The 23,002-nt window shown below is 58.6% G+C and carries 18 protein-coding genes; 7 read left to right on the top strand and 11 right to left on the bottom strand.

All coding sequences use genetic code 11. The features are described 5' to 3' along the window. Positions 1-27: 27 nt before the first annotated feature. From ACZ5A6_RS11485 to ACZ5A6_RS11470, 4 genes are all read left to right on the top strand, one after another. Entirely contained in the window at positions 28-1,947 is a 1,920-nt protein-coding gene (locus ACZ5A6_RS11485) for a beta-N-acetylhexosaminidase (protein ID WP_464110943.1), read from the top strand. A gap of 12 nt (positions 1,948-1,959) precedes the next feature. After that, positions 1,960-3,393 carry a M81 family metallopeptidase gene (locus ACZ5A6_RS11480; RefSeq protein WP_174060515.1) on the top strand — a complete coding sequence of 478 codons (1,434 nt, stop codon included), beginning with the start codon at positions 1,960-1,962 and terminating at the stop codon, positions 3,391-3,393. A 63-nt stretch (positions 3,394-3,456) separates the two neighbouring features. Next, positions 3,457-4,662, top strand: coding sequence for an MFS transporter (locus ACZ5A6_RS11475; protein WP_174060514.1), 1,206 nt, complete (start codon positions 3,457-3,459; stop codon positions 4,660-4,662). Positions 4,663-4,741: 79 nt separating this feature from the next. Beyond that, entirely contained in the window at positions 4,742-5,482 is a 741-nt protein-coding gene (locus tag ACZ5A6_RS11470; protein ID WP_025594519.1) for a copper homeostasis protein CutC, read from the top strand. Here ACZ5A6_RS11470 and ACZ5A6_RS11465 read toward each other — a convergent pair. From ACZ5A6_RS11465 to ACZ5A6_RS11435, 7 genes are all read right to left on the bottom strand, one after another. Beyond that, positions 5,448-6,599 (bottom strand): glycosyltransferase family protein, encoded by a 1,152-nt coding sequence (locus ACZ5A6_RS11465; RefSeq protein ID WP_464110942.1) that lies wholly within the window; start codon positions 6,597-6,599, stop codon positions 5,448-5,450. The genes ACZ5A6_RS11470 and ACZ5A6_RS11465 overlap by 35 nt on opposite strands. Beyond that, positions 6,596-7,843 carry a glycosyltransferase family 4 protein gene (locus ACZ5A6_RS11460; protein ID WP_065663009.1) on the bottom strand — a complete coding sequence of 416 codons (1,248 nt, stop codon included), beginning with the start codon at positions 7,841-7,843 and terminating at the stop codon, positions 6,596-6,598. Before ACZ5A6_RS11460 ends, ACZ5A6_RS11465 begins: the two co-directional genes overlap by 4 nt. A gap of 43 nt (positions 7,844-7,886) precedes the next feature. Further along, positions 7,887-9,095, bottom strand: a complete 1,209-nt coding sequence (locus ACZ5A6_RS11455) for a glycosyltransferase family protein (protein WP_003516795.1) — start codon at positions 9,093-9,095, stop codon at positions 7,887-7,889. Positions 9,096-9,167: 72 nt separating this feature from the next. After that, complete coding sequence (locus tag ACZ5A6_RS11450) at positions 9,168-10,343, bottom strand: ABC transporter permease (RefSeq protein WP_003516796.1); 1,176 nt, start codon at positions 10,341-10,343, stop codon at positions 9,168-9,170. Next, on the bottom strand, positions 10,340-11,338 hold the full coding sequence (locus ACZ5A6_RS11445; protein ID WP_003516797.1) for an ABC transporter permease: 999 nt from the start codon (positions 11,336-11,338) through the stop codon (positions 10,340-10,342). Before ACZ5A6_RS11445 ends, ACZ5A6_RS11450 begins: the two co-directional genes overlap by 4 nt. 1 nt (position 11,339) lies before the next feature. Further along, complete coding sequence (locus tag ACZ5A6_RS11440) at positions 11,340-13,241, bottom strand: ABC transporter substrate-binding protein (RefSeq protein ID WP_019566081.1); 1,902 nt, start codon at positions 13,239-13,241, stop codon at positions 11,340-11,342. Further along, the gene (locus tag ACZ5A6_RS11435; RefSeq protein WP_003516799.1) at positions 13,238-15,130 is read right to left on the bottom strand and encodes an ABC transporter ATP-binding protein; all 1,893 of its coding nucleotides are present in this window, start codon (positions 15,128-15,130) and stop codon (positions 13,238-13,240) included. The genes ACZ5A6_RS11440 and ACZ5A6_RS11435 overlap by 4 nt, the downstream gene beginning before the upstream one ends. A 213-nt stretch (positions 15,131-15,343) precedes the next feature. Between ACZ5A6_RS11435 and ACZ5A6_RS11430 the strand changes: the two genes are divergently transcribed. Continuing rightward, positions 15,344-16,306, top strand: a complete 963-nt coding sequence (locus tag ACZ5A6_RS11430; RefSeq protein WP_019566083.1) for a glycosyltransferase family 32 protein — start codon at positions 15,344-15,346, stop codon at positions 16,304-16,306. Here ACZ5A6_RS11430 and ACZ5A6_RS11425 read toward each other — a convergent pair. Both ACZ5A6_RS11425 and ACZ5A6_RS11420 read right to left on the bottom strand, forming a co-directional pair. After that, positions 16,298-17,041: a polysaccharide deacetylase family protein gene (locus ACZ5A6_RS11425; RefSeq protein ID WP_111799110.1), complete on the bottom strand. Its 744-nt coding sequence runs from the start codon at positions 17,039-17,041 to the stop codon at positions 16,298-16,300. The two genes, ACZ5A6_RS11430 and ACZ5A6_RS11425, sit on opposite strands and share 9 nt — an antisense overlap. Continuing rightward, positions 17,038-18,135, bottom strand: a complete 1,098-nt coding sequence (locus tag ACZ5A6_RS11420; RefSeq protein ID WP_174060512.1) for a glycosyltransferase family 4 protein — start codon at positions 18,133-18,135, stop codon at positions 17,038-17,040. The genes ACZ5A6_RS11425 and ACZ5A6_RS11420 overlap by 4 nt, the downstream gene beginning before the upstream one ends. Positions 18,136-18,262: 127 nt before the next feature. On the opposite strand from ACZ5A6_RS11420, the gene ACZ5A6_RS11415 reads away from it, so the two are divergent. Both ACZ5A6_RS11415 and ACZ5A6_RS11410 read left to right on the top strand, forming a co-directional pair. Then, complete coding sequence (locus ACZ5A6_RS11415; RefSeq protein ID WP_174060511.1) at positions 18,263-19,603, top strand: nucleotide sugar dehydrogenase; 1,341 nt, start codon at positions 18,263-18,265, stop codon at positions 19,601-19,603. Positions 19,604-19,682: 79 nt separating this feature from the next. Further along, complete coding sequence (locus ACZ5A6_RS11410) at positions 19,683-20,165, top strand: class I SAM-dependent methyltransferase (RefSeq protein WP_174060510.1); 483 nt, start codon at positions 19,683-19,685, stop codon at positions 20,163-20,165. Between the two features lie 37 nt (positions 20,166-20,202). On the opposite strand, the gene ACZ5A6_RS11405 is transcribed toward ACZ5A6_RS11410, so the two are convergent. Beyond that, positions 20,203-21,897 carry an adenylate/guanylate cyclase domain-containing protein gene (locus ACZ5A6_RS11405; RefSeq protein WP_003516805.1) on the bottom strand — a complete coding sequence of 565 codons (1,695 nt, stop codon included), beginning with the start codon at positions 21,895-21,897 and terminating at the stop codon, positions 20,203-20,205. Positions 21,898-22,106: 209 nt separating this feature from the next. Continuing rightward, positions 22,107-22,808, bottom strand: a complete 702-nt coding sequence (locus tag ACZ5A6_RS11400) for an MBL fold metallo-hydrolase (RefSeq protein WP_003516806.1) — start codon at positions 22,806-22,808, stop codon at positions 22,107-22,109. Positions 22,809-23,002 lie beyond the last annotated feature (194 nt).

Here is a 23,002-nt window from a genome sequence, read left to right as displayed (position 1 = left end):
GCTTGAAGCACAATAAAGGGGAGCATCATGGCGCTCGCACAATTTCGTCTCGAAAACTCATGGCATCCGCTCGAAGATTCCGCATCGGGTGGCTTCACCTTCACCCTGTTCAATCTTTCCAGCGAGGCGGTGAAGGATTTCCGGATCGTCTATACGTCGCTGACGCGGACCATCGACAAGCCCGTCTGCGGCAATGCCGTCTATCTGCGCCGCAATGCCAATTTCCATGAATTTGCGCCGCCAACGGGTTTCGTGCTCGAAGCCGGGAAATCGTGGCGTTTCACCGTTGACGGCCTGCTCAGGCCTGCCCGCCATCGCACAGACGGTGCGAAATCCGCCTATATCAGCCTTGCCGACGGCACATATCGCGCGGTTGATGTCGCTGACCTGATGCTTGACGGGCGCCATAGCGAGCCGGCGCCAGCCCTGCTTCCCGAAGGAAAGCTCGATCTGCCCTTCGCCATCCAGCCCTGGCCTGCGGAAATCGATGCCACGCCGGGCGAAGACTTCCCCGTCGCACTCTTCCCGACCGAAGAGGCAGGCAAGGAAGAAGTGCTTGCGGTGGAAACTGTTTCGTCGCTGTTCCGCAGGCTTTTTGCCGTTGGTCACGTGCCTTTCAGCCTCGCGCCTGTTCATGAGGGCAAACCGCTTCGTTTCAAGCAACATAGCGGTCTGGAAGCGGAAGGTTATCGCCTGTCTTTCTCTGATGACGCCGTCGTCGTGGAATATTCGGCCGCTGCAGGTCTGCAATACGGTCTGACTGTGCTCGCGCAATTGCTGCACGGCGCGCGCACCGATACCAAATTCCGTTTCCCGGTTTCCGGCACCATCGCTGATGCGCCACGTTACAGCTGGCGCGGTTGCCATCTGGATGTCTCGCGACAATTCTATCCGACCGGTGATGTCGTGCGGCTGATCGACATTCTTGCATGGCTGCGCACGAACCGGTTCCATTGGCACCTGACGGATGACGAGGCCTGGCGTCTCGAAATCAAGGCCTACCCGCTGCTGACGACAGTCGGCGCGACGCGCGGCCCGGATGCGCCGCTTCTGCCGCAGCTCGGCAATGGGGCTGAGCCGGTTTCCGGTTATTACACGCAGGATGATGTTCGCATGGTCGTCGCGCATGCGGCGGCACTGAACATCGAAATCGTGCCGGAGGTCGATATTCCCGGCCACAGCACGGCGGCTCTCGTTGCCTATCCGGAGCTGACGGATGGGCAGGAAGCGCCGGACAGCTATCGCTCCGTACAGGGCTATCCCAACAATGCGCTCAATCCCGCCATCGAGCCGACCTATGAATTCCTTGGCAAGATATTCGACGAGATGGTGGAGCTTTTCCCCTCGCGGCTGATCCATATCGGCGGCGACGAGGTAGCAGATGGCTCCTGGCTTGCCTCGCCGCTTGCCAAGTCGTTGATGGAAAAGGAAGGCCTCGACGGCACCTTCGGTATCCAGTCCTATTTCATGAAACGTATTCAGGGGATGCTGCATGAGCGCGGCCGCCAGCTTGCCGGCTGGGACGAAGTTTCGCACGGCGGCGGCGTCGATCCCTCGGGAACATTGCTGATGGCCTGGCAGAAGCCGGAAGTTGGCCTGGAGCTTGCAAAGCAGGGCTATGACGTCGTGATGACGCCGGGACAGGCCTATTATCTCGACATGGTGCAGGATGAGGCCTGGCAGGAGCCGGGCGCAAGCTGGGCCGGCACCGTTCCGCCGTCGCATACATATGCTTACGAGGCAGTCGGTGAGTTCCCCGAGGAATTGAAGGAGCGCATGAAAGGCGTTCAGGCCTGCATCTGGTCCGAGCATTTCCTCAATCGCGCCTATTTCAACCATCTGGTTTTCCCGAGACTGCCCGCCATTGCCGAGGCGGCGTGGACGCCGAAAGCGCAGAAGGACTGGCTGCGTTTCTCCGCCATCGTCCGCTTGAGCCCGGTCTATTGAGAGGAAGGCGAGATGCGTATTGCCGTTGGTGGAATTCATACCGAATGCAGCACCTATTCGCCGGTGTTGATGCGTCAGGAAGATTTTCGCGTCTTTCGCGGGGCGGAGTTGCTGGAAGCCGAATATTTCAATTTCCTCGGTGAAGGCGGGGCGGAGGTGTTGCCGCTTCTGCATGCGCGGGCGGTGCCGGGTGGTCCCGTGTCGCGCGCGGCCTATGATGCGTTCAAGCAGGAATTCTTGGAGCGTCTCAAGGCTTGCCTGCCGCTCGACGGGCTTTATCTCGCCATGCATGGCGCGATGAATGTCGAGGGAATGGACGATGCGGAAGGGGACTGGATTTCCAGCGCCCGCGCCGTAGTCGGACCGGATGTGATCATTTCCGCCAGCTACGACCTGCACGGCAATGTCAGCCAGTCGATCATCGACCAATTGGATATTTTCGCCGGCTACCGAACTGCGCCGCATATCGATGTGCGCGAGACGATGGTGCGGGCGTGGACGATGCTCATCAAGGCTCTGAAAACGGGCGAGAAGCCCGGTGTGGCATGGGCGAAAATCCCCGTTCTACTGCCGGGTGAAAAAACCTCCACGGAAGATGAACCGGCCAAAAGCCTCTATGCCGTCTTGCCGGACTACGACGCGCGGCCCGGCATTTGGGATGCGAATTTCATGATCGGCTACGTCTGGGCCGATGAACCAAGGGCGACGGCCTGCGCTGTCGTTACCGGGACGGACAGAGAGGCCGCGCAGGCGGTCGCCTCGGAGATTGCGCAATCCTACTGGAATGCCCGACAGGATTTCCGTTTCGGTCCCGTGACCGAACCGCTCGAGGTCATCATGGATATTGCGGAAAAAACAACAACCGTGCCGATCATTCTGGCGGATTCCGGCGACAATCCGACCGGCGGCGGGGTGGGCGATCGCGCCGATGTTCTGGCGGCGTTGATTGCGCGCAATTGGCAGGGCGCGTTGATCGGCGGCATCACCGACAGGCCGGCGGTCGAGGCCTGTTTTGCGGCGGGCGAGGGCGCGGCGCTTTTCCTGAAGATCGGCGGCAGTCTCGATACCGAAAGCCCTTCCATCACTGTCGAAGCCAAGGTCCTGAAACTGGACGATCCAGGTGCTTCCGATCAGCGGCAGGCGGTCGTCGTCATCGATGGCATTACCGTCATTCTGGCCGCACGGCGCAGGCCCTATCACATGATCGCGGATTTCACCCGTCTGGGCTTCGATCCGAAGGCGGTAAGGCTGCTGGTCGTCAAGTCAGGTTATCTTTCGCCGGACCTTGCGCCCATCGCCAATCCCAATCTCATGGCGTTGACGGAGGGGGTTATCAATCAGGATATCGAAAACCTCCCCAATCGCCGCCGGGATGGCGATTTTTACCCATGGAAATCGCATTTCAACTATATCCCGAAACCCATCCTTTCGGCCCGCTGGCGATGACAGCGGTTCGATAGCATTTCATTCAGCGATCCGGCCGTGCCGGATCATCTCAGGCGAACCTTCATGCCGTCGGCTCTTTCCATCGTTTTCAACAATCCGTCGATCCGCATCGGGGCGCTCGCCATCCTGTTCTTCGGATTTTCGAATGCCGCCACCGCCCCCTATCAGGCGGTGATCGGCATTCGCGAAATCGGGCTCAGCAACACCGTCTATTCCCTGCTGATGCTGTTTGCCGCCATCATCAATGTCAGCGCCAGCGTGCTGATGGGCATCGTTGCAGACCGGCTCGGCGAATATCGCAAACCCATGCTGCTGATCGCGCTTTTCGGCGTCAGCGGCTATCTGCTGGTTTATCTCGTCGGTAATGCCACCGCCTTCGTGACCGCGAAGCTGCTGCTCCTGCCGATTTTCGGGGCGATGAACTCCCTGATTTTCGCGCATGTGCGCGCCGATGCCCGCAATCTTTCGACGGGCGACATGATTGCCGTGAATTCGATCATGCGGGCCACCATCTCGCTGTCCTGGGTGCTGGTGCCTGGTATCGTCGGTATTTTTCTGGTGAATTCCGGCAATATGCTGCTGGCTTTCCTGTTCTCAGGCATCTGCGCGCTTATCTGCTTTCTGCTTGTCGCCTTCTGCCTGCCGCGCACGGCCACGCCGGGATCGGTGAACACGCAGGCACGCTTCGGTGTCCGCGCTTCACTTGCGGAAATCGGGGAGCGACGGGTGCTGCTGCGGATCATCGCCATCGCGCTCATCTGCTCGATGCTGCATCTCAATGATTCCATCCGCTCGCTCATCATAACGGGTCAGGCAAAGGGAACGGTCGCGGATATCGGTATCGTCGCGGGCATCGTTGCCGCGCTGGAAATCGTCTTCATTCTGCTGTGGGGCTGGATCGAAAAAAAGGTGCCGCAAACGCTGACCCTTGCGGCGGGAGCGGGGCTTTATGCCATCTACCTCATCCTCCAGGGGCTCGCGACGGCACCTTGGCATATCTATGCGCAGACCTTGATCAGCGCGCTCGGCGCAGCCGCCATCATCAGTATCCCGATCACCTATCTGCAGGAACTGATTGCGGATCGGCCGGGGCTTGGAAGCTCGCTGATTGCCGTCAACATCTTCCTCGGCGCGGGTTTGGGTGCGCTGATTTTTGCCGTCGGCACGCTCGTCACGAGCTATTCAGGCACTTCAATCCTGGGAGCGGTTGTAGGTCTCGGCGGCGTTTACATGCTCTACGCGCTTGATGGGAAGGGCCGCCGCAGGTAGAGCGTCGGACCGAAAAGTGTGGGCGGTTTTCGGATAAGCCGGCGCGAAAACACGGCACATTTAAAAGAAAGAGGTTACGATGATTCTCGAGATTTGCGTGGACGACGTGGCCGGTCTGGAAGCGGCGGTCAGGGGTGGGGCCGACCGAATAGAACTTTGCGCGGCATTGTCCGGTGGCGGTGTGACGCCGTCTGCGGGTTTCATGCACCGGGCGGCGGCCTACGCCCTGCCGGTGAGCGTGATGATCAGGCCGCGCGCCGGGGATTTCGTGTTCACGCGCGACGAGGCCGATGTGATGAAACGCGATATCGATGCGGCGCGCGCGGCGGGGCTTTCCGGCGTGGTGCTCGGTGCCTCGCTTGGCGATGGCTCGCTTGATATTCCCCTGCTCGAAGAACTGCGCCGCCACGCCGACGGGCTCGATATGACGCTGCACCGGGCGATCGATGTTGTTCCCGACATGGATGAAGCCTTGGAAGCCGCTATCGCGCTGGGTTTCCCGAGAATTCTGACCTCCGGGGGCGCGCGTTCTGCGCTTGAGGGCATCGAGACCTTGGCGCGATTATCCGAGCTTGCCGCCGGGCGGATTGTCATCATGCCGGGGGCCGGGGTGCGTCCACCAGTCGTGCAGACATTGCTGGACCGCTTTCCCATTACGGAGATCCACGCATCCTGTTCCGCCATTCCGTTTTACGATCCGGAAAGCCGGGTGGCGAAACTCGGTTTCACCGGCGCGGGGCGCAAGGGCACCGATGAAGAGGCCGTTCGAGAGTTAAAGGCGATCCTCACCGCTCATCAAAAAGGCGGCGCAAAGCTCTAGCCGTTCCTGCGGCGCCATCGAGATCGAGGTGGATCACGTCCGGTCCCGGCAGGGCCAATGCCGCCCTGATGGCATCGGCCATGGATTGCGCAGAGATATGCTTCTCTTCCAGCACCTGTGCCAGCCCCATCCGCGCCAGCCGTTCGGCGCGGGCGCTCTGTTCCGTTTCGCCATCGGCCGCAAACGGGATCAGAAGCGAGCGGCATTTTGCCTGTAGAATATCGCAGACGGTGTTGTAACCGGCCTGCGAAACCGAAAGCCGCGCGCCGGCAAGCAGGCTTGCGAAATCCTTGCGGAAGCGGAAGATGGACACATTTTCGGGCGCCTGCGCCGAGATCGCATCGAAATCTGCCTGCGGCATGTTGGGGCCGGTTATGAGGCACCAGCTTTTGATCTCTTCCAGCAGAGGCGATGCCTCAAGTGCGGCCCGGATAAGGGCTGCACCAACGGCACCTCCGCCAGCGGAAACGACGATATCGAATTTTTCCGCCGGTTCCGGCGATGGCAGCGGCGCGACGAGGCCGGTATAGACAACGCGCTGGCTGATTTCGCCGGCAAGGGGAAAGGTCTCCTCCAGCCGGACGAAATCCGGATCTCCGTGGACCAGCACCGCGTCGAAATGTTTCTTCACCAGCGACACGGTTTCTTCGTCACGGCCGGGTTTGGTTTTTTCCTGCAGAATATCGCGCAGCGACGTCATGACGAGCGGGCGTGGTTCACTGTCCTCGATCTCGTGCAGAAGCGGCAGCAATTCGAAACGCACCTGCCTTCGGCCGAAGGGGAAGGCCTCTATGATGACGATATCCGGCTTTGCGCCGTGATAAGCGCCGATCAGCATATCCGTTCGCAGCTTCTTGAAGTCGTCATCGACCGGTTTGCCGGAACTATCGACAAGGCCGGAAAAGCTGCCGTCGCTGACGGCGATCGGCGGCAATTCGACATGGCGGATGCCTTCGCCCGGAAAGCCGGGAACCGGGGTGCCACCTGTCACCAGAACGACATCGAAACCATCTGCCTGAAGGGCATTGGCCACGCGGCTGGCGCGGGCGATATGGCCGATGCCCAGAAGGTGCTGGACGTAGAAGAAAACGGAAGGGCGCTTTTCCGTATCGGTCATGGCGTTTTTTCCCACTCGGTTTCGAACAGCGTCTTCAACTCGGCAATGCTGGTGCGGTTGTCGAAGGCGGTTCGCACACGGTTTTCGGCCGCACTACCCAGACGCTCACGCAATTGTGGATCGGTAATCGCCGTGCGCAGAGCCTCGGCGAAGGCAACCGGATTTTCGGGCTCCGTCAGCAGGCCGTTTTCACCATCCACGAAGAATTCCGGAATGCCTGATATATTGGTGGAAATGCAGGTCAGCGCCTGGCTGGCGGCCTCGACCAGCACATTGGGAAGACCGTCGCGGTCACCATCGCTGGTGATGCGGCAGGCAAGGGCGAAGAGGTCGGCCTCGCGGTAATTCTCCAGCACCTGTTTCTGGTCCATGGCGCCGGTCCAGACGATCCTGTCGGCGATGCCAAGCTCGTCGGCGAGTTTTTTCAACCCGGCAAGTTCGTCGCCGCCACCGATATGGGTGAAACGCCAATGGATGTCCTGTGGAAGCGAGGCCAAAGCCTGCAACAGAATATCGATGCCCTTTTTCTTGACGGCCCGTCCAACACTCAAAATCCTGACCGGATCATGAGCGTCCGATCCATCTCTTTGCGGACGCGGCGTGTCGAAATGCGGGAAGCGGGTGAGATCAAGACCGTGATAGCTCAAATGCACATTCTGCTTGACGCCGGAAAGGGTGCGAAGATGCTGAAAGCCGCTTGCGGTGCAGGTCACGGCCCAGCGGGCGCTTTCCAGCTTTGCGGCAAGGTCCCGGTCGCTGGAGGTCCAGATATCCTTGGCGTGAGCCGAAATCGTCCAGGGCGTGCCGGTGATAAGATGGGTATAGGCGGCGACCGAGGCGGGTGTGTGGATGAAGTGGACATGCAGCCACCCGGCATCTACAGGCCATTCGTGCGCCAGCACGGCCGCCTGCCCGAAACGGCGGAAGCGGTTGCGGCTGAGATCATGCGGCAGATCGCTGAAAAACCGACGCAGCGCCTTGGTGAAGCCTGGCTTTTTGCGGCATGCCCACAGGGCCTTCAGCACGCGGATGGGCTCGTCATGCAGATATTCCGGCAGGTAGGTCACGGGTGCGCGGATTTCATCGTGAACGGGGTGGCGTTTTTTATCCGTCGGGCGGCGCATGGACATGAGTTCCAGCGTAAGGCCAGCCTTTTCAAGCCCCAGAAGTTCCTGGGCAATGAAAGTCTCGGACAGGCGCGGATAGCCCTTGAGGAGCACCACGATTTTTTTTGTGTCGGTCACGTTGCGCGTGTCTCTTTTGAAGCGGTGGTTGTCGGGGAGCCGGTCACGCTGTCAGCGTTATTGGCACCTTGTCGCCCTCGGGCGGCAGCCATTCGGCTATCCGTTTCGAAATGTTTTCCAGACCATCGAGCTTCAGGTCCTGCGAATTGACGGAAGGCGGCGCGCGATTCGGCAGCGCTTTAAGAGCTGCCGCCATTTTTGCCGGATTCTCGGCATCCTCAGGTAAAAGCATGTCGAAAAGGCCGAGCTCCGACGCGCGGCTTGCGCGGATAAGCTGCTCCTCCCTCGGCACCGTGCGCGGCACGACGAGGGCAGGCTTGTCGAACGACAATATCTCGCAGACGGTGTTGTAGCCGCCCATCGACACGACGGCCTGAGCGCCGGCAACGAGGTCTTCCATGCGATTGTCGAATTCGATGATCTCGATGTATGGAATATCGGCAACACTGCTCATGAATCGCTGGCGCTGGTCTGCCGGCATGTAAGGGCCGAGCACCACCAGCGCCTTGTGCGTCAGTTCGCTATCATGACGGTAGGCGTTGATGACGTCATCGATCAATTCGCTGCCGTCACCGCCGCCGCCAGTGGTGATGAGTAGATAGTCGCCCTCCGGCCGGTGCGCCACGGTTTCCGCCTGCGTTTTGGAGCGTTGCAGGAAGCCGACGAAATCCATCTTGTCCCGAACGGTCTGGGGAACGTCGAGCCCCGTCAAGGGGTCGTGGAAGTCCGGCGGGCCATAAATCCAGACGTGGTCATAGAACTTGCCGATCTTGGTCATCACGTCATTGCGCTTCCACTCCGCTTCAAGCAGCTGCGGTGCATCCATGACGTCACGCAGGCCGATGACAAGCTTGGTTCCCTGTCCCTTGAGATACGCAAGCGTTTCCTCCACCTCGCCACGAAGACCCATGGGCTCCTTGTCGACGATGAAGATATCCGGCTGGAAGCTTTCGGCAGTGTGATAGATGATGGAGCGGCGCATCTTCAGTGTTTCCTGAAGATCGATATGCCGGTCCATGGAGGTGTATTCGCCGTTGCGCAGCTTGATGACGCTCGGGATTTTCACGAAATCGACACGAGCGCGATAATCGAAGGCACCGGCGATAGTCGCACCCGAAATGATAAGCACGTTGAGGCCGCGATAATCCTCCACCAGCGCGTGAGCGATCGTGCGACAGCGCCGCAGATGTCCGAGGCCGAAGGAATCGTGGCTGTACATGAGGATGCGTGCGTCGTTCAGACGGGAGGTCATCGGCCACACCTCTTTTTGCCTTTCCCAAAAAAGGCGATGGCGGAAGAGCAGTTTATCAAGGCGTGTTCCATTTTATCTGAAGGGATCCGCAGCATCACGTAGTCCGTCACCGAAGAAATTAAAGGCCAGAATGACGAGAACAACCGGAATCGTCGGGATGAGAAGCCACGGATATAGCGCAATGACGCTGACGCTGCGCGCCTCCGTGAGCAGAATTCCCCAACTTGTGATCGGCGGCCTGAGGCCGAGACCAAGGAAGCTCAGCGCGGTTTCGCCGAGAATCATGCCCGGTATCGTCAGCGTCGCCGAGGCGATCAGATGTGACATGAAGCCGGGGATAAGGTGCCTGCCGATGATGCGCGGCGTGCCGGCGCCCATCAGTTGTGCAGCCAAAACATAGTCTTCCTCGCGCAATGCCAGCAATTTGGAGCGCACGGCGCGCGCCAGTCCCGTCCAGTCCAGCATGCCGAGAATGATGGTGATGCCGAGATAGACGAGGATCGGACTCCAGGTCACCGGCATGATTGCTGCGAGTGCGAGCCACAGCGGAATGCTCGGAATGGATTGCAGGACTTCGATGATACGCTGGACGATGAGATCGAAAGTGCCGCCGCGATAACCTGCAAGTCCGCCGATCACAATGCCGAGAACGAAGCTCATGGCGACACCGAGAAGGCCGATCGTCAGCGAGATGCGCGCGCCGTAGATGATTCGCGACAGCACGTCTCGTCCAAGCCGGTCGGTGCCGAGCAGGAACATTTCACCACCTTCGGCCGGACATACGAGGTGGGTTCTAGCCTCGATCATGCCCCAGAAATGATAGGTATCGCCCTTGCAGAAGAAACGCAGCGGCTGGATATCCGTCGGCACATCCCGGTAGACACGCCGCAGATTGTCCATGTCGAGCGTCATTTCCCGACCATAGACGAAGGGCCCGACAAATTTTCCGTCATTGAAAAGGTGAATGGCCTGGGGTGGGGCGTAGATATGCTCGATATTGCGGGTGTGAAGATTGTAAGGCGCGAGGAACTCGCTGATCAGGATCGAAAGATAAAGCACCACCAGAAAGGCGCCGGACCAGACGGCGATCTTGTGCTGGCGGAACTGCCACCACATGAGCCGCAGCTGCGACGCCTTGCTGAAGGCCGCCATTCCGGACGTATTGGGTTCGATGAGCGACGGGTCGAACGGCGCCGTCGAAACGTAGTGGGGCAGCGCTTCGCCGGATGTCGGGATGGATGAAGTCATTTGACGTTACCACCTCCGAAGCGGATTCTCGGGTCAAGTATGGCAAGGGCGATATCCGACACAAGAACGCCGATCACCGTGAGGAAAGCAAGGAACATCAGGAAGGAGCCGGCCAGGTACATGTCCTGGCTTTGCAGCGCCCGGATGAGCATCGGACCGGTTGTTTCGAGCGACAGCACGACGGCGGTAATTTCCGCGCCTGATATGATAGCGGGCAGGATCGAGCCGATGTCCGAGATGAAGAAATTCAGCGCCATGCGCAGCGGGTATTTGATCAGCACCTTGAAAGGGTGAAGCCCCTTGGCGCGGGCGGTTACGACATATTGTTTCTGCAACTCGTCCAAGAGGTTGGCGCGCAGGCGGCGGATCATGCCGGCCGTGCCCGCCGTTCCGATGATGAGGACGGGTATCCAGATATGTTCGAGAATCGATTTGAACTTTGGCCAGCTCATCGCCTGGTTCAGATATTCCCGATCCATCAGATGGCCGATGGAGATGCCGAACCAGATATTGGCGAAATACATCAGGATCAGCGCCAGCATGAAGTTGGGGATGGCGATGCCAAGCAGACCGAGGAAGGTCAGGCCGTAGTCGCCCCAGCTATATTTGTGAGTGGCGGAGTAGATGCCGATCGGGAAGGCAAGAATCCAGGTGACGATGATGGTGACGAAGGACACCAGAACCGTCAACCACAGACGGTCTCCCACAACCTCGTTTACCGGGAGCTGATATTCGAAAGAATAACCGAAATCGCCGACCAGCATGCCGGTTGCCCAGCGGAAGTAACGGATCGGCGCCGGCTGGTCGAAGCCGTAGCGGACGCGCAACTCCTCGATTTCGGCAAGGTTTGCGGTCTCGCCCATGGCGCGCAGTTCGGCGACGTAGCTTTCGAAATAATCGCCCGGTGGCAATTCGATGATGGTGAAGACCAGCATCGAGATCAGGATCAGCGTGGGGATCATGACGAGGATGCGCTTGAGAATATACCGCAGCATATCAGGCGTCTCCGTCATACCAGAAGGCATCCGGCATGTAGATGCCGAGATACGATGTGGGTTCAAAGCCGAAAAGCGCCTTTTCCGGCACGTTTCGCATGCGTTTGACATGGACGACGGGTTGCAGCGCGCCGTTGACGATGCCGATGGAAAATACCTGCTGCGTGTAGATACCAAGCATTTCCAGCCAGATTGCCTCGCGCTCTTCCTCGGTGACGCTTCGGCGCCATTTTTTCAGGAGATCGAGCAGATGCGCTGCTTCCGGCAGGTCAGGCTCCTTGCCCTCGCGCCCGCCGGACAGATAGTGGATGCCCCAGACCGGCCATTGCAACTGGTCGTCGCCGGTGGGCGCAAGGCCCGAAGGCAACATGTCGGGGGTCGGCACGCCATTGTCCATGCCCATCCACACCGACATCAGCACCTCGCCGCCCATGGCACGCTTGCGGAAGACATCGCGCTGGGTCGGGCGGACCGAAACCGCAATGCCGATATGCCGCCAGTGGTCCGTGACCAGTTCCATCACGTCCGTTTCGAGCGTGCTTTCGCCTGTGGTCTCGACGATGATATAGGCTGGACGGCCGTCCGGCAGAAGCCGGTAGCCGGCGCTGTCGCGCTTATCGAGACCTGCTTCGTCAAGCAACCTGTTGGCCATCGCCCGGTCGAAGGCACTCCAGGCCTCGGCAAATTCCGGTCGGTAAAGCGGGCTTTCCGGCAAGACGGTGTCGGCGCTTTCCTTGGCCAGCCCGTAAAAGCAGACCATGTTGATTTCGTGCCGGTTTATAGCGAGCGACATTGCGCGGCGCACGCGCACGTCCTGGAAACAGCTCCGCCATACAGGATCGGCGCAGTTCAGATTGGGCAGAAGCGCAATGCGCGACCCTTGAGAGCGTTTGTAGAGGTTCACCTTCAGAGGAAAGCGCTTTTCGGCATCCTTCAGGAAGGTGTAGTCGGCGAAATCGAGGCCGAAATATTGCAGATCGCTGTCACCCGACGCCGTCTTGGCCGAGATGATGTCGGAGGAGGTGACGTTCAGCAGGAACCGGTCGAGATAGGGCAGTTGAAGGCCGTTTTCGTCGACACGGTGATAATAGGGATTGCGTTCGAAAACGAACTGTTCGGCCGGTGGCGAAGTCGTATTGCGCCAGGCGTCCAGCGTCGGCAGAGCGGGATTTTCTGGACGGACCTGCCGCGACATCTTGATATGCAGACCGCTCCAGTCATCCGCCTTGTTCTTCTTGATGAGCTTGGCGAGGTTTTCCGCGGTCTGATATTTGATGTGGAACTGCTTCATATAGGCGGCGGGCAGGAAAAGCCGCGCGGGCGATGCTGCTGCGAGCTTTGCCAGAAAATCGGGGTTCGGACCTTCCCAGGTATAGCGCACCGTCAGCCGGTCAATGACTTCGATCTGGGGAGGATTGTTGTTGACCAGCAGTTCGATTGGCGGGCCGCCCTTGTGAATTTCCTTGTTGAGAGCAACATCCTCCCAGAAATACCGGAAATCCTCGGAGGTTAAATCGCTGCCGTCGGACCATTTGTGGCCTTCTCGCAGCTTGAAGGTGAAGATGCGTTCGTCCTGAACGTCGTAGCTTTCCAGAATGTCGGGATGAAGCTCGAATTTTTCGTCGTAACCAACCAGGCGGGCATAGTTGCTGATGGGCATAAGCCGGATATCGCGCTGGCCGCCGATCAGCATGCGCACGGAACCGCCGTGTTTTCCGGGCTCCCGGCCAAGCGCCTTCATATCGATGACGCGCGGGTTTTTCGGCAAGCGCTCGGCAATATCAGGCAGCTCACCTTTTTCCCGCTTTTCCTTGAAGTAGGCGGGGTCGGTATAGGCAGCGCGCGCATAGGTCGGCAAAAAGACGGAGGCCATCAAGGCAAGGGTGGTGCGGCGCGTAATCACGAGCGAAGCTCCCTGATGTCGGCATTGCCATTTGCGAGAACGAAATGGCCATCGCCAAGATCGGCAGAGATCATTTCGCCGTCACCCTCGTCGCGGAATTGCTTGCCCCAGTCGAACTTGCCCGTCGCGCTGATCTTGCCGATGGTGCGGAAATCGAGCGGACGGTCGAGATCGGGAAAAGGCACGGCCGCCAGCAACGATTTTGTATAGGGGTGAACCGGAGAGCGCATCATGATTTCCCGCGGCGCCAGCTCGACGATGCGGCCCTCGCACATCACCGCCACGCGGTCCGCCATGTAATCCACCACTGCCAGATTGTGCGAGATGAAGAGGTAGGTAAGTCCGAGGTCCTTCTGCAAATCCTTGAGCAGGTTGAGGATTTGCGCCTGCACCGAGACATCTAGGGCAGAAACGGGTTCGTCGCAGATCAGCAGTTCGGGACCCAACGCCAGGGCTCTGGCAATGCCGATACGCTGCCTCTGGCCGCCTGAGAAACTGTGCGGATAACGGTTCAGCGCGCTTTCTCCAAGGCCGATTGCCTTGACGAGATTACGGACTTTTTCCGCGCGGTATTTCGCATCGCCCCGTCCATGGATTTCAAGCGGCTCGCTCAAAATATTGCGCACGGTCATGCGCGGTGAAAGCGATGAGATCGGGTCCTGGAAGACCATCTGTATCTTCGACCGCAATTCCTTTAGATCGCCGTCCCTTGCATTGAGGACGTCGATATCGCCCTGCGGCCGGTGAAAGGTCACGGAGCCTTCATCCGGGCGAACGGCGCGCATGAGGATTTTGCTGACGGTTGTCTTGCCGCTGCCGCTTTCGCCGACGAGGCCAAGGCATTCTCCCCGGCGGATTTCAAAACTCACGCTGTTGACCGCCTTGGTGGCATTGGCATCGCGGCGGCTAAACCAGCTGGACTTCCGGGTCGTGAAGGTCTTGCTGATATTCTCCACGGTCAAGAGCGGGCCGGGGGTCTTGTTCACTGCGGCGGTCTTCTTGCCGACAAGGCTTTCGTGGTCGACGGTGATCTCACGAAGCGCCTTCAGCCTCTCACCCGGCTTCATGTCGAAATGCGGCACGGCGGCCATCAGGCCCTTGAGATAGGGGTGGCTCGGTGCCTTGAAAATATCGTCGACCGTTCCGGCTTCCATGATCTCGCCCTGATAGATCACGGCAACCTCGTCGGCGATGTTTGCCACCACGCCGAGATCGTGGGTGATGAGCAGCATGCTCATGTTCAGCCGGCTCTGGAGATCGCGCAGGAGTTTGAGGATTTGCGCCTGTATGGTCACATCAAGAGCCGTCGTCGGTTCGTCGGCGATCAGAAGCGCGGGGCGACAGATCAGTGCCATGGCAATCATGGCGCGCTGGCGCATGCCGCCCGACAATTCGAAGGGATACATGTTCACGACCTTCTTTGGGTTGGAAAACCCTACAAGGTCGAGCGTCTCATGCATTTTTTCCGCGCGCTCGGCCGGCGACAGGATGCTGTGGATTCTCAGCGCTTCGTCAATCTGGTTGCCGATCGTGTGCAGCGGCGAAAAAGACGTCATGGGTTCCTGAAAAATCAGCCCGATGCGATTTCCGCGTATAGCGCGGATTTCCCGGCCATCCTTCGGCAGTTGCAGCAGATCGACGGGGCCGGCTGCGGCATTTGCGGGATCGGTAAACAGCACGCGGCCGTTCACGCGCGCCGTCTTGGGGTGGATGCCCATGATCGTCTGGCCGATGACGGATTTTCCGGAGCCGGATTCTCCGACAAGCGCGGTCACTTTTCCCGGAAGAATGCGAAGGCTGGCACCCCTCACGGCGTCAATCGTGCCACCCATAAGAGAAAACGAGACCCGCAGATTTTCAATACGGAGCAAATCTGCGCCTGCGCTCATGCTAAAGGGTTCCTTGCCGTCTCTCTTTATCGTTGTCTTGTGACAATTTGCTCAGGAGGGCTTAAAGGCACGTTATCGTAGGGTTTGTTGTCTGTCTATGCCTCTGAAACATCGAATTGTTTAGCAAATTCAAAGCCGGCTTCCAAATTGCAATGGCTTGCCTGATGGCTTGTGTTTGGCGATATGTTAACGAACGTTCCCGGGTGAGGATCCATGTCCGACAAGAAATATTACGATGCCCAGCTGGATAGAGCCCGGCAGTTGCAAAACCAAGGACAATATGCGGAAGCGCATGCGCTTCTCTTATCGCTGGTTGCAGTAAAGGACGGGCACCTGATGGGTGAGCGGACAGTGCTCGGTCTGCCGCGCAGGCTGCATGCGGCACGGCTGCGTCTTGCCAAGGCTGAAGGCGATGTGGTCGCGAGGATCGGCTATCAATACACGCTGGTTCCGCCGCCGCAGGTGCTTGCAAAATATGCGCATTTTTCCCCGGAGGAGCACCGCGCTATCAATCTGAAAAGCAGGGAGGACGTGCCGAGGCGCATCCATCAGATTTGGATCGGAGACAAGGCCCCGCCCGTATCGGTCAAGGCCTGGGCCGCCCATGCCGCCTCGCATGGTTACGAATATCGCCTCTGGCGGGAGGCCGATCTTGAGCGGGAAGGCGTGTTTTCGAATGACGTCTTCAGGACGATGCTGGAAGACGGCGATTATCCCGGTGCTGTCGATGTGGCCCGCTATGTCGTGCTGGAGCGTTTTGGTGGCATCTATCTTGATTGCGACTGGTATCCGGCGCGGGATGATGCGAGTTTCGATGCTTTCCTGCCACTGGTAGGGCTGACGGCGTTTGATGAAGAAACACCGCGCGATACCGGGCAGGGCAGCATGCTTCTTGCCAACTCTTTCATTGCGACACCTGCCGGCCATCCGGTCTTCCGCAGGATGCTGGAGGCGTTTCCGAGGATTCTTGAGGAAATGCCGCGTGCGCCAGCCTGGTGGTCGACGGGTCCGCTGATCTTTACCGTCATCGCTCGGGCTGGGAGCATCAGCCTTGCGCCGGCGGGGTTTGTTGCCGCTTCTCTTGCCGATCGCGCCGCGTTGCAGGAGGTTGAAGCTGTCAGGCGCGAACTTGCCACCAAGACGGGTGGTTTGCTGATTGCCTGGAAGTCATGGTGATATCTGGTTGATGAGTTCCGCCGAGGAACGCCAGCGCGCGGCAGGATGTTTGCCGGTAATTTCGAACAGCCGTTTCAGAAAACGCCAGACGTTGTCATCATGCACGAGATGATGGGTGAGGATGCCGGTCGTGCCGCCGTGCTCCGCAGTCTGCAGGATGCGGGCGGCGGTCTCGGCGAAAAGGATGTCGTCTTCGCGCCCACCGCGGCTGCCGTGCCAGTCAATCACGTCGACATGGGTGTTCAGGCAAGGTGGCACGGCGTCTTTCTCCGGGCCGAAAACCGAAAGCGCTCGATATCCGAGGTCTGCCAGTCCCTGCACCACATTGGCATCTATGCGGTTCCACGGCGGAACGAGCATAGGCACGAAACGCCTGCCATGCAGATCGTGCAGTTTTTCCAGCCCGGATTGCAACTCGTCGAGAACGATGGACAGGTCACGGTGTGATCCGAGTTCCTGTTTCTTTTCTTTCTCGGTGGCATAGTTTGTATGGGACCAGCCATGCACGGCGACATGGGCAATGTCAGTCGTATCCAGGTGCCGCGCGAGCTTGTCCGTCGTCATCTCGGGGATAACCGCAAGCGTGACCGGCGCGGAAAAGCTGCTGCAAAGATCGAGCAGCGTGTCGAGCGCCGGTGTCGGTTCCACCGCATCGTCGTCCCTGAGCCAGAGATCGGCCGTTATGCCGCGTCGTCCACATTCATCCAGTGCCGCTACGAGTGTTTCCAGACTCATGATGTTCGTGCCTTTGCTCGCAACAGGATATCGTTCAGTTCTCTTGCGGCGTTTTCCAGAGATCGTTCATTTTTTACGAACTGGCGGGCTGCACTTGCCAATTCCTCACGCCGCTTGTCATCGCCGAGCAGGGTTTCGATTGCTCCAGCATAGGCGGCTGTATCATTTTCCGGTGTCAGTAATCCGGTGGTTCCGGATTTTAACACTTCGGGGACGCCGGCCACCGCTTCGGCGATAACGGGCAGGCCCGCAGCCTGTGCCTCGAGATAGGCGAGACCGTAGGCTTCGCCATGCCCCGGCCAGACGTAAACCGATGCTTTTGAAAGAAGTTCTGCGATTTCGTTTGCGTTTTTTTCTCCGTGCCAGACAAGACGGCGATCGGGAAAAGAGCTGAACATGGCATGTACGGCAGCGCGTTCCGGCCCGTCGCCGATGATATCCAATGTCCAGTTCAAATCGTGCGGCAACAGCGCAAGCGCTTCGCGAAGCGCACGATAGCTGTCGAACTTGTCGCCCGCCCGCATCATGGCGACGGTGATGAGTTTTCCCGGTGTGGGGCGCGGAGCAATTTCAAGAAAATTACTGGCATCGATAAAGGGCGCCAACATCGCCGAGCGGAGTGCGGGAGAGGCGCGGACAAGCCCGTCGCGATCACGCGCGGTGAAGCAGATATTGATGGCGGCAGCGTTCAATGCGGCCAGTAACTCGTCCTGAACCGCCTGCCAGCCCATGCCATTGCGCTTGGGGGAATAGGAGGCCTCGGCGGTGACGTAGGCAATACCGAAACGTCTGCTTATTTCCGGCCCGAGCAAGTCCGGGGCCTTGTAATAGGGGTGATAACAAAACCACAGATCCGGCGCGCCTTCCCGCTGCCAGCGCTCCGTGATGGTCTCGATTTCGTGCGTCGCCGCATCGGCAAGCAAGGACCTCGCCGGATCGTCAGCCTGTTTGAGAAAGCTGCGCAGCTCGGAAGCGACGGAAACATCGTGGCCGCTCATCGCCATCGCCTTCATCAGCAGGCGGGCCATCAGCCGGTCTCCGGAGGGAACGGGATGGTTGGGCGATTTGAGCGGTGAATAAAAAGCGATCCTCATCCGGATGGTTGTGCGTCGCCCATGGCTCTGGCGTCAACCGGAATTTGAGAGGGCCGAGCCTTGACAGCCTGACCATTCTTGCCCAACTGAAAGGCATCTTTTGCACATGCGCGGAGCGTGACACGCTTTGACTTTCCCAGTCGTTTCCCAGAACCTGCTTTCCAGCATCGAAAACAAGAGCGCCAAAGCGGCGGTGATCGGCCTTGGCTATGTCGGTCTGCCGCTAGCCATCACGATCGCCAAGGCTGGTTTCAAGGTCGTCGGTTTCGATATCGATCCCGGTAAAATGGTCGCGATCGATGCCGGCCGCAGCTATATCGAGGCGGTTTCGGACGAGGTGCTGGCAAGCGTCAGGCGCGATGATGGCTTCATCGCAACGTCTGATTTTTCCAGACTGGTTGAATGCGATGTGATTGCCATTTGCGTGCCGACGCCCCTGACGAAATATCGCGAGCCGGACCTCTCCTATGTCGAAAAGACCTGCCGGGACATTGCCGCGCATCTGCGCAGGGGGCAGCTTGTGGTGCTGGAATCGACCACCTATCCCGGCACGACCGACGGAGTTGTGAAGACCATTCTGGAAGGTACCGGACTTGTCTCCGGCGTCGACTTCTTCATCGGTTTTTCGCCCGAGCGGGAAGATCCCGGTAATCGCGATTTCGAGACCTCTACGATTCCAAAGGTCGTTGCAGGCGATGGTGAGGCTGCCGGAAAACTGATGGCTGCATTCTACGGCTCAGTGGTCAAGAAGATCGTTCCGGTCTCGACAAACGCCACGGCCGAGGCGGTGAAAATCACCGAAAACGTCTTCCGCGCTGTCAATATCGCGCTCGTCAATGAACTCAAGGTCGTCTACGAGGCCATGGGCATCGACATCTGGGAAGTGATCGACGCGGCGAAAACCAAGCCGTTCGGTTTCATGCCGTTTTATCCCGGCCCGGGTCTTGGTGGCCACTGCATACCGATCGATCCTTTCTATCTCACCTGGAAGTCGCGAGAGTACGAGTTGCCGACGAGGTTCATCGAGCTCGCCGGCGAAATCAACACCGGCATGCCGCGTCATGTCATCGGACGGGTTGCGGAAGCCCTCGACATCCGTTCCGGCAAGGCGCTCAGCCGCTCCAAGGTGCTGGTGGTCGGTCTCGCCTACAAGAAGAATGTGCCCGATATTCGTGAAAGTCCTTCGCTGAAACTCATAGAACTTATTCAGGAGCGCGGCGGCGAAGCGGCCTATTATGATCCGCACGTGGCAGAAATCCCGAAAACCCGGGAATATAGCCACCTGATGGGCATGAAATCCGTGGCTTGGGACAAGCAGACCGTCAGCGCCTTTGACGCTGTTCTGGTCGCGACCGATCACGACAATGTGGACTATGCCGCTCTTTGCGAATGGTCGCCGCTGATCATCGATACGCGAAACGTCTTCGCACGTCGGGATATCGCCGCAAAACACATCATCAAGGCCTGATCGCCTTCTCCCGGGCATTTCCGGCAACATCGCCATACGGTTTTACTGGAAATGCCCGGCATTCATGAACGGACGGACTATGAGCAGATTGGACAGTTTCATTCGCCGGTTGACCGCGCAGCGCGATATCCTCAACCACGTCAAGGCCGATCTCGATCTGCCTGACGAAGGTGCGATCATGGAAATCGGCCTTGGAAACGGGCGGACGTTCAATCATTTGCGCGAACTGTTTCCGCAACGCCGTATCGTTGCCTTCGACAGGGCCATGGGCGCGCACGCCTCGTCTGTTCCGGCGCAGGAAGATCTCGTCATCGGTGAAATATCGGAAACCGCTCCGGCCTTCATCGGTGTGGAGGCGGCCATGGTGCATGCCGATATCGGCACGGGCTACCCGGAAAAGGATGCCATTACCCTGACATGGCTGCCGGACCTTGCCGCGGGCATGCTGGCAAAAGGCGGCGTTGCGGTCAGCGGTCTGCCTCTGGATCATGCCATGCTTAAGCCTCTGCCGGTGCCGGAAAGCGTGCCGACCGACCGTTATTTTCTCTATCGCAAGATTTGAGGCCGGATGGCCCGTCAGAGAGAGCGCCGGGGTTGCCTTATAGGTAGCGCTCGCTCTCTTCTTTCGAGAGCAGGAAAACTTTCATTTGCGAGTTTCTCCCGCGAATGGCGATTTTTTCGCTTCGCAAATCGGCAATCTCCTGTCCCGCCTGAATGATGGCGGGTTCGGAAACGACAATGGCGGCGCCGAATTCCTTGGCCTTGGATTCCAGCCTGCTCGCCACATTCACGGTGTCGCCGATGGCGGTCAGGGTTTTCGCTGCGCCATAGCCCATGACGCCGACGATCGTCGGGCCGGCGTGGATGCCTACTACCACTTCCAGCCGGACGGCAAATTGTTTTTCCAGTCCCTCATTCAGGATTGAAAGCTCCCGCAATATGATAGCCGCGGCCTTCATGGCGTTGCGGCAGGCATTTTCTGCATCGTCGCCAAGTCCGAAAAGAGCCATGGCGCCATCACCGATGAATTTGTCGAGATGTCCTCCGGCCTGTTCTACGGCCTGCCCGACGATGGTGAAGTAGCGGTTTAGAAGAAACACGACGTCATATGGCAGTTTCGCCTCGGAAAGCGCGGTGAAATTGCGGATATCACAAAAGAGGATGGCGATCTCCTCTTCCTTGCCCGGCCGTGCCGGTTGCGCATCCGCTGGCAGGTCGCTCTGTTGGGGCGGCGATACCAGAAGAGCTATTCCAATATCCTGGGTGGGCCGCAACTGGCAGCCGAGCCGCACATCTGAATCGGCATGGATGCGCCTCAAAGTGGTTTGTTCGATATCTCCGGGAGGCGGAAGCGGGCCTTTGCTTTCGACAATCCTGACCCGGCAGGTCGAACAGCGTCCTTTGCCGCCGCATACGGAATAATGCGGTACGCCCGCGAGTCTGCTGGCCTCCAGAATGCTGAGCCCGGCAGGGACGCGCGCTTGCGCGCCATGCTCATAACGGATTTCGATAGCCGTCGATCTCTGTCGCCAGCTGCGCACGCCGCGCAAGACGAACACCAGCATGACCGCGCCGACAAAAATCGCTTCCGTTGCGTCGGTAACGAAACGGATACGCGTCTCCATCTCCCGTTGCAACGGTATGTCGTCTCTTTGAACGGTGGTATCTGCAAGCCCGGGAGGAAGTGAGTATTTTCTGTCCACCTCCTCCAGCCAGCGGCCGGCATCGCTGAAGCCCAGAAGCGCCAACAAAGGCAGCATCACCGCCACAGTCATGAATATCCCGGCAATTTTGGGATACCAGTCCCGGTAACGTAACCAGAAAAACAGGCCGATACACCCGTGGGTCCAGATCACGATCAATGCGAGGCTTTGCCACGCGCCGGCCATCGGGTTGTTGATCCAGAGCCGGCGAACGACCGAGTAATATCCCACGTCGATGTTGTAGATCATGTGCGACACGCGAATATTGACGGCGTGGCTTATGATCAAAAACGGGATCGACAGGCCAAGTATGGCTTGCAGCGCTTCGCGAAGGGGCATGCGCAATGTCCGGCGCTGATAAAGCGAGCGCAGGACAAGACAGACGTGCACCACAACCGACCCATAAAACAGCAGGCTGCTGACGGGATTGAGCCAGATCAGGCTGAACCATTTTCGCGCCCGCTCGGCGGTATCGATGGAGATGAGAGCGAGCGAATGGTTGAAAAGATGGGAAAATACAAAGGCAAAAATGATGAGGCCGGACAAGATCCGGGCGCGTCTCAAATTGGTCTCCGAAAAGAAACGGATCATGCAAATCCCATCATGCGGTCATTTGGCGCAGAATCATCATTAAGTGTGCTCTGTTGTATTTAATGCAGGGTATCTCGTGGCAATATCGTGGAGCAATGGGCCGGCGATGGTCAATTGTGCGTGTTCGAACGTCTGTTCGCCGCATGATACAAATCAGGCTTCAAAAAAGCGTCAAACGAACGCCAGCAACACGAGATTGGTGACCGCGATCAGAGGTCGATGATCTGGCCGTCCATTGTCGCGAATGCACCGCTGAACTGGGCTTTTGCCTGTTTTTCGATATCGTCCAGCTCATCGTCGCTGCGGCTTGGGGCGTGGTGGATGAAGCCGACATTTTTTGCGCCTGCCAGTTTGGCAAGGCGGATCGCCTCCTGCCAGGACGAATGGCCATAACCGCGATAAAGGCCCATCTCCTCATCGGTAAACATGGCGTCGTAGAGGAAGAGATCGACGTCCTTGATCAGATCAAGCACGTTCTTGTCGATATTGCCCGGTTCATGTTCCGTATCGGTGATGATGGCGAATGACTTTCCCGCCCAGTCCAGGCGATACCCGATGGCGTTGCCCGGATGATTGAGCATTCCAGTTCGGATCGAGAGGCCCGGATGAACATCCAGGACGTCGCCCGGCATAAAGTCACGGGTTGCCATTTTTGCGCAGCAGACTTCCAGAGGTACGGGGAACCATGGCGGGCTCATGAAGTCCTTGAGCATTTCCCGCGTTGTCATGGTGCCGGCAAGATGACCCGACCAGATGGCGACATCGTTGGAGCTATTGTAGAACGGCTTGAAATAGGGAAAGCCGACGATGTGGTCGTAATGGCAGTGAGAGAAGAACAGGTTGACGTCGGTAATACCTTCCGCCCGCAACGCCAGACCAGCAGGGTGTAACCCCGAACCCGCGTCGAACAAAAGAACATGATCTCCGCATCGTACCTCGATGCAGATGGTATTCCCGCCATATTTTCGGAAGTTTTCACCTGAAACAGGAAGCGTTCCCCGCGCACCCCAGATCTTTACCCGAAAATCTTTATTACCTTCCCGACTTACTATGTCGGAATCGAACGCCATGACACACCCCGATTACAACGGAATCTTGCACGCTT

The organism is Agrobacterium sp. 6Ca8 (assembly GCF_055382765.1).
This window is presented reverse-complemented; position numbering and strand designations above follow the sequence as displayed.